Raw genomic sequence first — 13,345 nt, forward strand, 5'->3', positions numbered from 1 at the left:
GCGGCGGGAGCGGGCCGGTCGCGCCGGGACGAGGCGCGTCGTTCCTGTTGACCCCGCCGGTCGTGAATCGTCTAGTCTCGACGCTCGCTCCTCTCCGAGCGCGCGCGGCGCTGCGCCGCCTCATGCCGCGTTCGATCCGGCGACGGAGCGCACCAGCCAGGCATCACGTCGAATCACGGGTCCTCGTCCAGCGAAATCGTCCGTTCCGACCTTGATTCGATCGGCGGAGCCTTGGCTCCCCATCGAGGTTGACCATGCCCCACGTGCGGATCTTCTTCCTCCTCGGTCTCACCTTCTTCCTCGCGGCTTGCTCGAGCGACTCCCCCGGGGATACCAGCGGCGGAGCACCCCTGTGCGGGACGGGGCAGACATTGTGCGGCGATGTGTGCGTCGACCTCGCCACCGACGCGGCCCACTGCGGGGCGTGCGACGTCTCCTGTGAGGAGGGGGAGCTCTGCGATGGGGCGGGGGAGTGCGCGGTGTCGTGCCAGCGCGGGCTGGTCGCGTGCGACGGGACGTGCATCGATCCGGACACGGACCGCGAACACTGCGGTGCGAGCGGCGATTGCACCGGGAGCGACGCGGGCGTGACGTGCGCGGCCGGGGAGATCTGTAGCGGCGCGGGGCGGTGCGAGCTGTCGTGCCAGAGCGGGCTCGTGGCGTGCGGCGGGACGTGCATCGACCCGGACACGGACCGCGACCACTGCGGTGCGAGCGGCGATTGCACCGGGAGCGACGCGGGGGTGGCGTGCGCCGATGGGGAGATCTGCAATGGCGCGGGGCGGTGCGAGCTGTCGTGCCAGAGCGGGCTCGTGGCGTGCGGTGGGACGTGCATCGACCCGGACACGGATCGCGACCATTGCGGGGCGAGCGGCGATTGCCGCGGAAGCGACGCGGGGGAGGCGTGCGCGGCCGGGGAGATCTGCGATGGCGCGGGGCGGTGCGAGCTGTCGTGCCAGAGTGGGCTCGTGGCGTGCGACGGGACGTGCATCGACCCGGACACGGACCGCGACCACTGCGGTGCGAGCGGCGATTGCGACGGGAGCGACGCGGGCGTGGCGTGCGCCGACGGGGAGATCTGTAGTGGCGCGGGGCGGTGCGAGCTGTCGTGCCAGAGCGGGCTCGTGGCGTGCGACGGGACGTGCATCGACCCGGACACGGACCGCGACCACTGCGGTGCGAGCGGCGATTGCACCGGGAGCGACGCGGGGGTGGCGTGCGCGGCCGGGGAGATCTGTAGTGGCGCGGGGCGGTGCGAGCTGTCGTGCCAGAGCGGGCTCGTGGCGTGCGGCGGGACGTGCATCGACCCGGACACGGACCGCGACCACTGCGGTGCGAGCGGCGATTGCACCGGGAGCGACGCGGGGGTGGCGTGCGCGGCCGGGGAGATCTGCAATGGCGCGGGTCGGTGCGAGCTGTCGTGCCAGAGCGGGCTCGTGGCGTGCGGCGGGACGTGCATCGACCCGGACACGGACCGCGACCACTGTGGGGCGAGCGGCGATTGCACCGGGAGCGACGCGGGGGTGGCGTGCGCGGCCGGGGAGATCTGCAACGGCGCGGGTCGGTGCGAGCTGTCGTGCCAGAGCGGGCTCGTGGCGTGCGGCGGGACGTGCGTCGACCCGGACACGGACCGCGACCATTGCGGGGCGAGCGGCGATTGCACCGGGAGCGACGCGGGCGCGATCTGCGGCGCGGGCGAGATCTGCACCCACGGCGCCTGCGAGGCCTCGTGCGCGCCGCCGCTCGTCGCGTGCGGCGGGGCGTGCGTCGACCCGTCGACCGACGAGACCTACTGCGGCGCCACCGGCGACTGCGCGGGGGCCAGCGCGGGCGCGACGTGCAGCGCGGGCGAGGCGTGCGTCGCGGGGGCCTGCGCGAGCGCGGACGCGAGCCTCTCCGGGCTCGCGGTCTCCAGCGGAGCGCTGAGCCCGGCCTTCGATCCGGGGTCGAAGCTCTATGTCGTGTCCGTCGAGGATCAAATCGCCTCGATCGAAGTGACGCCGACGGCGTCGGCCGAGGGGGCCACCATCGCGGTCAACGGGATCGCCGTCGCCTCCGGGAGCGCCTCGCCGCCGATACCGCTGATCGAGGGCGGGAGCACGGCGATCACCATCGAGGTGACCGCGCCGAGCGGGGACGTGACGAGCTACGGCGTGGTGGTCCTCCGCGGCGGGGTGGCCTCGGCGTACCTCAAGGCGTCCAACACGGACGCGGGAGATCAGTTCGGCTTCGCGGTCGCGCTCGACGGGAACACGCTCGCCGTGTCCGCGCTCGGGGAGGACAGCGCCGCGACCGGGATCGACGGAGACCAGAACGACAACACGAAGAACAGCGGCGCCGTGTACGTGTTCGTGCGGGACGGCGGCTCCTGGGTCCAGCAGGCGTACCTGAAGCCGAGCACCGCGGACGTGAACGACGACTTCGGGTACAGCCTCTCCCTGTCCGGGGACACCCTGGCGGTCTCCGCGCGGGGCGAGGACAGCAACGCCACCGGCGTGAACGGCAATCAGGCGAACAACGGCGCGGCGAACGCTGGCGCGGTCTACGTCTTCCGGCGCAGCGGGGCGGTGTGGGCGCAGGAGGCTTATCTCAAGGCCTCCAACACGGAGGGGCAGGATCAGTTCGGTTACGCGGTGGCGCTCGCGGGAGACACCCTGGTCGTGGGGGCGCCCACCGAGGACGGCGGCGCCACCGGCGTGAACGGAGGGCAGGGGAACGGCGCGTCGCAGGCCGGGGCTGCCTACGTGTTCACGCGCGCCGGGGCGACCTGGGCCCAGCAGGCGTATCTGAAGGCGTCGAACACCGGCGCGGGCGACGCGTTCGGCACCAGCGTCGCGATCTCCGGGGACACGATCGCGGTGGGCGCGATCGGCGAGGCGAGCGCCGCGACGGGCGTGAACGGCGCGCAGGCGGACAACGGTGCTCCCGGGAGCGGCGCCGTCTACGTGTTCGCGCGCGCCGGGACGACCTGGGCCCAGCAGGCGTACCTGAAGGCGTCGAACACCGGCGCGGGCGACATGTTCGGCGCGAGCGTCTCGATCTCCGCGCACGCCCTCGCGGTGGGCGCGACCGGTGAGGCGAGCGCCGCGACGGGCGCGAACGGCGCGCAGGCCGACGACAGCGCGCCCGGGAGCGGCGCCGTCTACGTGTTCACGCGCAGCGGGACGAGCTGGTCGCAGCACACCTATCTCAAGGCCTCCAACGCGGAGAGCGGCGACGCGTTCGGGGCCTCGGTCTCGATCGACAACGATTTCCTCGCCGTGGGCGCGCCAGGCGAGGACAGCAGCTCCGCGGCGTGGGGCTGGCTCGAGTCGGACAACGGCGCTCCCGGGAGCGGGGCGGCGTACCTGTTCGAGCGCTCCGGCGGCGTGTGGTCTCAGGACGCGTACGTCAAGGCGTCGAACACCGGGGCATTGGACGCCTTCGGGGCGCGCCTCGCCCTGTCCGGCACGACGCTCCTCGTCGCCGCGGCCTCGGAGGACAGCAGCGCCACCGGCGTCGACGGCGACGGGGCGAACGACGCGGCCGACGGCAGCGGCGCTTGCTACACGGCGAGCTGGTAGCCGCAACGATCGCCCGCGGGAGCGCTCTCACTATCCCCGAGAGCCCATCGCGGGCTTCTACACGCCTCTAAATCTCTCCGTCTCCGAATCTTTGCGCTCTTTTTTGCGCCTTCGCGCCTTTGCGCCTTTGCGTTGAATTCTCATCTCCAAGGCTCGACGGCTCCAGTCCTTCGCTTCCCCCGCGAACCGGAGCTCCGCGCCACCGCCGCTCAGCGCCGATCCAGCCCCACGATCCGGTCGAGCAGCGCCCGGTCGAGGCTCGCCTCGACCGCCGTGGCGAGCCGGTCGTACTCCTCGTGCCGGCTCGGGATCGCCGGCTCTCCCGCGGGCGCGGCGAGCCCCCGCCGCGCGCGCAGGGCCGCGAGGAGCGACCGCCGGAGCCCGTCGTTCTCGAACAGCCCGTGGATCATCGTGCCCACCACCGCGCCGTCCGCCGACACCGCCCCGTCGAGCGCCGCCTCGGCCCGGCCGCTCCTCGACCGGATCGCGAACGCCGCGCGCGCGCCGCCCAGCCGCTCCACCTGGCCCATGTGGATCTCGTAGCCGGTCAGCTCTCCCGCCCCCGCGCTCGCTCCCTCTCCGCTCGCTCCCTCTCCGCCTTCCCCCGCGCCCCCCGCGCCGAGGAACGACCTCCCCGCGATCCGCGCCCGCACCTGCGCCGTCGTCTTGGTCCGCTCGAACCGCGTCCACACGTCGAGCAGCCCCAGCCCCCGCGCCGACGGCTCGGCCGACTCGACGCCCTCCGGATCCTCGATCGCCCCGCCGAGCATCTGGCAGCCGCCGCAGATCCCGAGCGTCCACCCGCCCCGCCGCGCGCGCGCCGCCACCGCCTCGGCCAGGCCGCTCTCGCGCAGCCACGCGAGATCGGCCATCGTGCTCTTCGTCCCGGGGAGCACCACGAGATCCGCCGCGCCGAGCTCGTCCGGCCGCTCGATGAACCGCACCACCACGCCCCGCTCGTGCTCCAGCGGCTCCACGTCGTCGTAATTCGAGATCCGCGGCAGCCGGACCACCGCGATGTCGAGATCCCCCGGGCCCGCCGGCGCCCGCCGCCGCCGGCCCTCCAGCGACACCGAGTCCTCGTCCGCGATCCGCAGCTGCTTCAGGTACGGCACCACCCCGAGCACCGGGACGCCCGTCCGCGCCGTGAGCATCTCGAGCCCCGGCTCGAGCAGCTTGATGTCGCCGCGGAACTTGTTGATCACGAACGCCGCGACGCGCGCCCGCTCGTCGGGCTCGAGCAGCGCCATCGTCCCGACCAGCGCCGCGAACACCCCGCCGCGATCGATGTCGCCCGCGAGGAGCACCGGCGCGTCGGCGACGCGCGCGACGTGCATGTTCACGATGTCGCGGTCCTTCAGGTTGATCTCCGCCGGGCTGCCCGCCCCCTCGATCACCACGACGTCGTGCGCCTCCCGGAGCCGCCCGAGCGACCGGGCGATGATCTCCTTGAGCTCCCCCCGGTACGCGAAGTAGTCGCGCGCGTGCAGGCTCCCGATCGGCTTGCCGAGGACGACCACCTGCGAGCGCGAGTCCCCCTCCGGCTTGAGCAGCACCGGGTTCATGTCGACCGTCGGCGGCACGCGCGCCGCCTCGGCCTGCACCGCCTGCGCCCGGCCGATCTCGCCGCCGTCCACCGTCGCGAACGAGTTCAGCGCCATGTTCTGCGACTTGAACGGCGCCACCCGGAGCCCCCGCCGCTGGAACATCCGGCAGAGCGCCGTGCAGAGCAGGCTCTTGCCGACCGAGGACGCCGTGCCCTGCACCATCACCGTGAGCGCTGTCATCGCCAAAGCTCCTGTCCGAGGGAGGTCGCCGCGAGCGCCGCCGCCGCGAGCCCGGCGAAGAGCAGCGCCGCGAGCACCACGATCCGGCAGGCCTCGTCGATGAGCTCCCGCCGGAGCGGCTCGATCGCGTCGCCGAGCCGGTAATGGCCGCGCTTCTCGAGCTCGACCCGGAGCAGCCCCGCCATCGCCGCCATCGGCCGGCCCGCGTTCGGGCTCTCGGTGCGGCCGCCGTCGCGCCGGAGCACCAGGAGGCCGCGGCGCGCGTCGGCGCCGCGGAGCCAGCCGGCCGCGAGGAGCAGGAGCGCGGTGAGCCGCGCCGGCACGAAGTTCAGCGCGTCGTCGAGCCGCGCCGACGCCTTGCCGAGGTACTCGTAGCGGCCGTGGTAGCCGATCATCGCGTCGAGGGTGTTCACGGCGCGGTAGAAGAGCGCGCCCGGCAGCCCGAAGAGGGCGAAATAGAAGAGCGGCGCGACGAAGCTGTCCGACGCGTTCTCCGCGACCGACTCGACCGACGCGGCGACCAGCGCGGGCTCGTCGAGCTCCGACGGGTCGCGGCTGCAGAGGCTGCGCAGGGCGCCGCGCGCCGCGGGGACGTCGCCGGCCGCGAGGGCGTCGCGCACGCCGAAGGCCGCGTCGCGGAGCGCGCGGAGGGCGAAGGTGGGCTTCAGAAGGAGACCTGCCAAAGCGACGCCGAGGACCGGGTGCGGGGCGATCAGCGCGGCGGCGAAGGCGCCCAGCGCCGCGAAGAGGCAGGGCACGGCGAGGGCCATGAGCGCGCCGAAGAGGAGCTCGGCCGCGCGGCCGCCCCGCGGCGCGCGGCGCTTCAGCGCGCCGATGGCGGAGCCCATCCACACGACCGGGTGGACGGCGGCGGGCGGCTCGCCGCAGGCGAGGTCGAGCGCGACCGCGAGGAGCAGCGCCCCGGCGGCCGTCATCGCCCGTCCTCGCCGTCGACGAGCGCGACCGGCCCGGGGCGCAGGCGCAGGATCGCGCCCATCACGGCCACGTAGAGCTCGCTCGCCGAGCGGCCGAGCCGCTGGTGCGCGCGGCCGGCGAGGTCGCGGAAGACGCGGCCGAGCCGGCTCTCGGGGACCACGCCCATGCCCACCTCGTTCGAGACGAGGACGACGTGGGGCGCCGCCGACTCGACGGCGGCCGCGAGCGCCTCGATGCGCGCCTCGATCCGCTCGGGCGCGCGGCCCTCGGTCTCGTCGCGGAGCAGCAGGTTCGAGAGCCAGAGGGTGAGGCAGTCGACGACGATCACGTCGACGCCGGTGAGCGAGGCGATGCGCTCCGGGAGCGCGACCGGCTCCTCGACGGTGACGAACGCGTCGCCGCGCTCGCGGGCGTGGGCGTCGATGCGCGCGCGCATCTCGTCGTCGAACGGCTCGGCGGTCGCGACGAAGGCGCGGCGCTCCCCGAGCGAGCGCCCGAGCGCCAGCGCGAACGCGCTCTTGCCGGAGCGCACGCCGCCGCCGACGAGCGCGACCCGCCGCGGCGCCGCGCCGTGCCGGGTCATCGCGCCCGCTCCTTCCGGTGCGCGGCGGCGCTCGCCACGAGCCCCTCGGGGACGAGCGGGTTCGAGGCCCAGTGCGCGTGCACGTAGGAGGCGAGGACGCCCTGCGCCCGGTACCCCTCGCGCGCGACCTGGCCGCCGCGCCGGCGCCGCACCGAGTAGGCGTGCTCGATCGGCAAGGGCGCCTCAGCGGCGGGCGAGGGCGGCGTCGCGGGCGCCGCGGGGCGGAGCTCGGAGTAGCGGAACTGGTGCCCGCGGAAGCGCAGCCCCGCGCCGCCGAGGATCGTGCGCGCCTGCGTCTCGACCTCGACGTAGCCGAGCGCCTGCAGCTTCTCGCACATCACGGCCTCGGCCGGCACGAGCCCGACCATGGAGTGCGCGCGGCCGTCGAGCGTGCGGATCGCCTCGGTCAGGTACATGAGCCCGCCGCACTCGGCGTAGATCGGGCCCCCGCCGCCGGCGAAGGCGCGGATCTCGGCGCGCAGGGCGGCGTTCTCGGTCAGGCGCTCCGCGTGCACCTCGGGGTAGCCGCCGCCGAGGTAGAGCGCGTCCACGTCGGGCAAGCGCGCGTCGCGGATCGGCGAGAACCGCACGAGCTCCGCCCCCGCCGCCTCCAGGCGGCGCAGGTTGTCCGCGTAGTAGAAGTGAAACGCCTCGTCGAACGCCACGCCGATGCGCGCCCGGCGCGGCGCTGCCCCGGCGGCGGCAGCGCCGGCCGGCGCCGCGTTCGCATCCGAGGCCGCCGGCAAGGCCGGCGCCTCTTCCGCGTCGGAGGCCGCCGGCAAGGCCGGCGCCTCTTCCGCGTCGGAGGCCGCCGGCAAGGCCGGCGCCTCTTCCGCGTCGGAGGCCGCCGGCAAGGCCGGCGCCCTACGCGCGATCTCCAGCAGCGCGTCGAGCCCGATCCACGCCTCGGCCTGCGCGCCCCAGTGGTCGAAGCGCCCCTCGGGGATCGCGGCCTCGTCGGCCGTCCGCAGGCCGAGGTGCCGCTCGGGGAAGCGCTGCGCCTCGTCGCGCGGCAGGCCGCCGATCACCGGCGGCGAGCGATGCGCCTGTGCCTGTCGAAGGATGTCGAGGTGCCCCCGGCTGCCGACCTGGTTGCACACGACCGCCGCCACGCGGAGCGCCGGATCGAAGCCCGCGAAGCCCTGCACCAGCGCCGCGACGCTGCGGGCCATCCCGGACGCGTCGACCACGAGCGCGACCGGCGCCTCGAGCCACTTCGCGACCTCGGCCGTCGAGCCCTCCTCCCCGGTCGGGCTCGCCCCGTCGAACAGCCCCATCACCCCTTCGATCAGCGCCACGTCGGCGCCCGCGGCCTCCGCCGCGAACGTCGACAGGACCGCGTCCCGGCCCATCATCCAGCCGTCGAGGTTGTGCGACGTCCCGGCGACGGCGCGGCCGTGGTACGTGGGATCGAGGTAGTCGGGCCCGCACTTGAACAGGGCGACCCGGAGGCCGCGGGCGCGGAGCGCGCGCGCGATCGCCACGGTCGCGGTCGTCTTCCCGACGCCGCTCGCCGTGCCGGCGACGACGAGCCGGGGGATGGCCGGGGACATCAGAAATCGACTCCGATCTGGGCCTTCATCCCCTGCTCGAACGGGTGCTTCACCGGCCGCATCTCGGTCACCAGATCGGCGAGCGCGACGAGGGCGTCGGGGGCGTTCCTGCCGGTGATCACGACGTGCACGTGCGGGGGCCTCGCGCGCAGCGCCGCGAGGAGCTCGTCCTCGGCGATGAAACCGTAATGCAGCGCGTACGTGATCTCGTCGAGCACCACGATGTCCTGCTCGCCGCCCCCGATGAGCGCCGCGGCCTCCTGGAAGGCCGCGCGCGCCGCCGCCTTGTCGCGCGAGAGGTCGTCGCTCTCCCAGGTGAAGCCGCGCCCCATCACGAGGAAGGTCAGCCCGGGGAGCGTCTCGGCGAACAGGCGCTCTCCCGTCTTCCATTTCCCCTTGATGAACTGCACCACGGCGACGCGCATGCCCCGGCCGAGCGCCCGGAACACCATCCCGAGCGCGGCCGTCGTCTTGCCCTTGCCGTGGCCGGTATAGACGATGACGAGCCCTCGTCGGCCCGCCGCCGCCGCGCCCGCACCGGCCCCTTGCTCCGCGCTCACGAGCCCTCCTCCGCCGGGCGGGGCGCGCGCGCCTTCTCGGCCTTGCGGAAGCGGTGGCTGAACTCCGGATCATAGAGCCGCGAGTCGGCGAAATCCGTGGACGTGAGCACCCGGCCCACGAGGATCATCGACTGGCTCTTGATCCCCTCGGCCCGCACCTTCTCCCGGATGTCGGCGAGCGTGCCCGTCACGATCTTCTGATCGGGGCAGCTCGCCTTGTGCACCACGGCGACCGGGCAGTCGGCGCCGTAGGACGGGATGAGCGCCGCGGTCACGTCCTTGAGCAGGGTGATGCTGAGGAACAGGCAGAGCGTCGCCTGGTGGCGCGCGAGCTCCTCGAGCCGCTCGGCGGGCGGCACCGGCGTGCGCCCCTCGGCGCGCGTCAGGATCACGGTCTGCGAGAGCTCGGGCAGCGTGAGCTCGCGCCCGAGCGCCGCGGCGGCCGCGGTGAACGACGAGACGCCGGGGACGATCTCGTAGGGGATCCCGAGCGCCTCCATCCGGCGCATCTGCTCGGCCGTCGACCCGAACAGGACCGGATCGCCCGTGTGCACGCGCGCCACGTCGTGCCCCGCGTCCCTGGCCTCGACGAAGACCTCCACGATCTGGTCGAGGGTCATGCCCGACGAGTCGATGACCCGGGCGTCCGGCCGCGCGGACGCCACGATCTCCCGCGGGACGAGGGAGCCCGTGTACATGACGACCGGGCAGCGGGCGACGAGCTCGGCGCCGCGGACCGTGATGAGCCCGGGATCGCCCGGGCCCGCGCCGATGATGTAGACGCGCATGGGGTTCTCTCCTCGTGTCGTGCGCCGGCGGTCGCGCCGGGGACTGCGGGCGCGCGAAGCTAGAGCGAACGCGCGGCGAACGCCAGGGCTCATCGTGGAGCCTCCGGTCGCGCCACCGCGGGCGCAGCTCCGCCCGCGTCGCCGAGAAAGATCCTTGACCGCAGTCGGTTCACTGTTATACAAAGTAACACTGTTACGAACTGGCGGCGCGGGGGCCTGCGTCGCCGCCCAGCGGCCACACGACACGGACATGGCGAGCACGCGCGTGAAGACCACGAAGACCGGCGGCGCGACCCAGGCGGAGCGCCTGCAGGCGTCGAGCTTGCAGCGCCGCGAGCAGCAGAAAGAGAACCTGCGGGGCGCGATCCTGGCGGCGGCGGGCGAGCTGTTTCTGGAGCAGGGGTACGAGGCGTTCTCGATGCGCCAGGTGGCCGAGCGCATCGGCTACTCGGCGACGACGATCTACCGCTATTACGAGAACAAGGACGATCTCCTGTTCGCCATCGTCCACGAGGGCTTCACCGAGTTCCAACGAACGCTCGTCGCGGCGGCCGAGAGCACGGCGGACCCGATCGAGCGGATGGTGGCGCTCGGCGCCGCGTACGTTCGGTTCGGCATGCAGAACCCGGTGCACTACCGGCTGATGTTCATGCAGCGGTTCGACTTCGTCTTCGACCAGCGGAAGGAGCAGCAGCAGCCGATGGTCGGGTCGTTCGACGTGCTGCAAAAAGCGGTCGCGTCCGCGATGGATGCCGGCGCGATAGAGCGCGGCGACGTCGAGCGCCACAGCCAGGTGGTCTGGGCCCTGGTCCACGGGATCACCTCCCTCGCCCTGGCCAACGGCGGCCGCTTCGGCCCCGATGACGTCGATCGGACCATGGGGATCGCCATGAAGATGATGGTTCGAGGCCTGCGCCCCTGACCGCTCTCTTTTTTCTCGCAAAGTTAACACTGTTACGAATTGTTCCGACGTTACTTTCTGTCGATGGAGGGTGTGATGGATCGAGTCTTTGGTCTGAGTGGCTTCCTCGTACTACCGTTCTGGGCCTTGATGATCTTTCTGCCGCGCTCTCGCTGGACGCGGCGGATCATGGAGTCGCCGCTCGTGATCGTCGCGCCCGCGCTGCTCTATACGGCGCTCGTCCTCCCGGTCGTCGGCGAGGTGCTGCCGATCGTCAACCGACCGAGCCTCGCGGCGGTCGCCTCGCTGCTCGGCTCGCCGGCCGGCGCCACCATCGGCTGGGTCCACTTCCTCGCCTTCGATCTCTTCGTGGGCCGGTGGGTGTACCTCGACAGCCGCGATCGCGAGATCTCGCCCTGGATCATGGCCCCCGTGCTCTACCTGACGCTCATGCTCGGCCCGATGGGGTTCGCGCTCTACCTCGCGGTCCGCGCCGTGGCCGAGCGCTCGGCGCGCGCCCGCGGCGGGATCGCGGCGAGCCTCCGCGCCGAGGAGGCCTGAGATGAGCGCGCGATCGCTGCACACCTCTCTCCAGCTCCCTCGCCCGATCGAGGAGCTCCTCCGGCGAAGCCCGGTCTTGTTCACGGCGGCCGCCGTCCACGTCGCGCTGCTCGTCCTGCTGCTCGGCGTCGCCCCGCTCGACGCGCGCCTCGTGACGGGGTTGAACCCGTGGATCAAGCCGGCGAAATTCGCCGCCTCGATCGCCATCTACCTGCTGACGATCAACTGGCTCGTCGGCGACGTCGCGCTCCCGCCGAGAGGGCGGCGGGCCGTCGTCTGGGGCACGGTGGCGATGGTGAGCTTCGAGATGCTCGCGATCGTCATGCAGGCGGCGCGGGGCGTCGCGTCGCACTTCAACCAATCGTCGCTGTTCGACGGGGCGGTGTTCGCGCTCATGGGCATCGCCATCCTGGTGAACACGGGGCTCGCGGGGTACCTCGCGTCCAGGTTCTGGACGACGCGACCTCCGCTGCCCGCGCCCTATCTCTGGGGCATCCGGCTGGGCTTCCTCCTGTTCATGCTGGCGTGCGCGGAAGGCGGCTTCATGTCGGAGCAGAACGCGCACAGCGTCGGCGTCGCGGACGGCGGGCCCGGGCTCCCCATCGTCAACTGGAGCACGCGAGGCGGCGACCTGCGCGCGGCGCACTTCTTCGGGATGCACGCGCTGCAGGCCGTCCCGCTGTTCGGAGCCTGGCTGTCGGCGCGGGCGTCGGGGTCGGCGTCGCGCACGCGGCGGGCGGTGCGGTGGGTCATCGCGTTCGGCGTCGTCTATGGCGTCGCCGCGCTGGGGCTCTTCCTCATGGCGCTCGCGGGGCAGCCGCTGATTCGCATGTAGCGCGCGCCAAGGACAACGGCGGGCCCACGCTTCGAGGCGCCGACGCCGGCGATCACCTGTAGAAGGCGACGTCGTCGACGTAGACGTCGAAATCCTCGTCCTGCGCGAACCGGAACTCGATCACGTAGAGCCCTGCGCGGTCGAGGGCCTGGGCCTCGGGCTCGGCGCCCCAGCCCTCGCGCGTGAGCTCGTCGAAGGGGATGACGACCTCGGCCCACTCCGTGCCGAGGTGCGCGGTGTAGAACCAGTGATCGAAGCACCGGTTGGGCTCGCCCGCGCCCGCCGCTTCATCGCAGATCCCGCCCGCGGGCTCCGAGACCCTGTCCGAGACGTTGACCTTCATGGTCGCCTCGGCGCCCGCGTCGCCGAGCCTGGCCCAGAAGACGATACCGGCGAACGCAGACGCGTCGTAGGGGAACATCTGCATGTCCTCGCCGTTCAGCGCGAAGCCGATCCCGGCACCCCACTCCGTGAAGCCGGACCCGAACGTGTGCATCGCCAGCGTGCTCTCGCCGCGCGGCGGCATGAGCGCCTCGGGGACGAACCCGACGGGCATCTCCTCCGTGTAGACCGGGGGAGATTGCGTGCCTGTTCCATCATTGTAGCTGTACCAGTGGCCGAGCCTGCCACCCGTCTCCGTGATGGAGCTGTCGCCATCTTCCATGTCGTCGATCAGCTCGATGTCCGTCGGGACGTCGACGTCGCCCCCGCCGCCGCCCGCGCCGCCCGAGGCCGAGGCGGACGACCCGCCGCCCGCACCGCCCGAGCCGCCTGCCCCGTCCGCCAGGTGGTAGCGCTCGTCCAGCCCCACGAGGGCGGTGCACCCGCCGGCTGTGAGCGTCCACGCCGCCCACATCCATGCTGCGCGCCTCTTCGCCATGGCTTCTCCTACCACCGCCGCGCGGGCGCGGTCCACCGGCGCGCTGGACCGCCCGCAGCGCCGTGCTGCCGCACGCGTCCTCCGCGCCTGGCAAATTGGAGCACTCCGCCGCCGAGCGGGGCCGGCAAAGATTTGCCGGCAACAAGTTGCCCACCGACCGGCAAAGATTTGCCGACGCGAGCTCGCCGGCATACCTGACCGCGCGGCCATCGTGCCCTCGGAGGCCCCCGGTCAGGTGGGGGCGCCGCCCACCAGGGGCTTTGCCGCCCAGACGGCACGGGCGCTGCAAAGCCCCGGCGCGGGCCATCTCTCGCGCAGCTAGGCGAGGTGAATCGCGACGCGCGCGGGCCATCGTGTTCTGTCGCGCACCACGACAGCCCGACTGCCATTCCGACGGA

Annotated in this window: 11 protein-coding genes; 4 read left to right on the plus strand and 7 right to left on the minus strand. The window is 73.1% G+C overall.

Going from position 1 to position 13,345, the window contains the following annotated elements:
• Positions 1-254: 254 nt before the first annotated feature.
• Positions 255-3,563, plus strand: coding sequence for a cadherin-like beta sandwich domain-containing protein (locus WME98_RS25655; protein WP_437953693.1), 3,309 nt, complete (start codon positions 255-257; stop codon positions 3,561-3,563).
• A gap of 209 nt (positions 3,564-3,772) precedes the next feature.
• Here WME98_RS25655 and WME98_RS25660 read toward each other — a convergent pair whose 3' ends face one another.
• The 6 genes from WME98_RS25660 to cobM are packed head-to-tail and all read right to left on the minus strand — an operon-like array spanning position 3,773 to position 9,770.
• Positions 3,773-5,350 carry a cobyric acid synthase gene (locus tag WME98_RS25660; RefSeq protein ID WP_437953694.1) on the minus strand — a complete coding sequence of 526 codons (1,578 nt, stop codon included), beginning with the start codon at positions 5,348-5,350 and terminating at the stop codon, positions 3,773-3,775.
• Positions 5,347-6,285, minus strand: a complete 939-nt coding sequence (cbiB, locus tag WME98_RS25665; RefSeq protein ID WP_437953695.1) for an adenosylcobinamide-phosphate synthase CbiB — start codon at positions 6,283-6,285, stop codon at positions 5,347-5,349. The genes WME98_RS25660 and cbiB overlap by 4 nt, the downstream gene beginning before the upstream one ends.
• Positions 6,282-6,869, minus strand: a complete 588-nt coding sequence (gene cobU / locus WME98_RS25670; protein WP_437953696.1) for a bifunctional adenosylcobinamide kinase/adenosylcobinamide-phosphate guanylyltransferase — start codon at positions 6,867-6,869, stop codon at positions 6,282-6,284. Before cobU ends, cbiB begins: the two co-directional genes overlap by 4 nt.
• Positions 6,866-8,422 (minus strand): cobyrinate a,c-diamide synthase, encoded by a 1,557-nt coding sequence (locus WME98_RS25675; RefSeq protein ID WP_437953697.1) that lies wholly within the window; start codon positions 8,420-8,422, stop codon positions 6,866-6,868. Before WME98_RS25675 ends, cobU begins: the two co-directional genes overlap by 4 nt.
• Entirely contained in the window at positions 8,422-8,982 is a 561-nt protein-coding gene (cobO, locus tag WME98_RS25680; protein WP_061626854.1) for a cob(I)yrinic acid a,c-diamide adenosyltransferase, read from the minus strand. Before cobO ends, WME98_RS25675 begins: the two co-directional genes overlap by 1 nt.
• Positions 8,979-9,770 (minus strand): precorrin-4 C(11)-methyltransferase, encoded by a 792-nt coding sequence (gene cobM / locus WME98_RS25685; protein ID WP_020465100.1) that lies wholly within the window; start codon positions 9,768-9,770, stop codon positions 8,979-8,981. The genes cobO and cobM overlap by 4 nt, the downstream gene beginning before the upstream one ends.
• Positions 9,771-10,020: 250 nt before the next feature.
• Here cobM and WME98_RS25690 point away from each other — a divergent pair, with 250 nt between their 5' ends.
• The 3 genes from WME98_RS25690 (at position 10,021) to WME98_RS25700 (ending at position 12,067) form a co-directional block, all read left to right on the plus strand.
• Positions 10,021-10,692, plus strand: coding sequence for a TetR/AcrR family transcriptional regulator (locus WME98_RS25690; RefSeq protein ID WP_437953698.1), 672 nt, complete (start codon positions 10,021-10,023; stop codon positions 10,690-10,692).
• 75 nt (positions 10,693-10,767) lie between these two features.
• Positions 10,768-11,232, plus strand: a complete 465-nt coding sequence (locus WME98_RS25695; RefSeq protein ID WP_437335570.1) for an ABA4-like family protein — start codon at positions 10,768-10,770, stop codon at positions 11,230-11,232.
• 1 nt (position 11,233) lies between these two features.
• Positions 11,234-12,067 (plus strand): hypothetical protein, encoded by an 834-nt coding sequence (locus tag WME98_RS25700; protein WP_437953699.1) that lies wholly within the window; start codon positions 11,234-11,236, stop codon positions 12,065-12,067.
• Between the two features lie 52 nt (positions 12,068-12,119).
• On the opposite strand, the gene WME98_RS25705 is transcribed toward WME98_RS25700, so the two are convergent.
• Positions 12,120-12,947, minus strand: a complete 828-nt coding sequence (locus WME98_RS25705) for a hypothetical protein (protein ID WP_437953700.1) — start codon at positions 12,945-12,947, stop codon at positions 12,120-12,122.
• Positions 12,948-13,345: the final 398 nt, after the last annotated feature.

Origin of the sequence: Sorangium sp. So ce296, assembly GCF_051529605.1 — a bacterium.
In the GTDB taxonomy this organism is placed as follows: Bacteria; Myxococcota_A; Polyangia; order Polyangiales; family Polyangiaceae; genus Sorangium; species Sorangium cellulosum_D.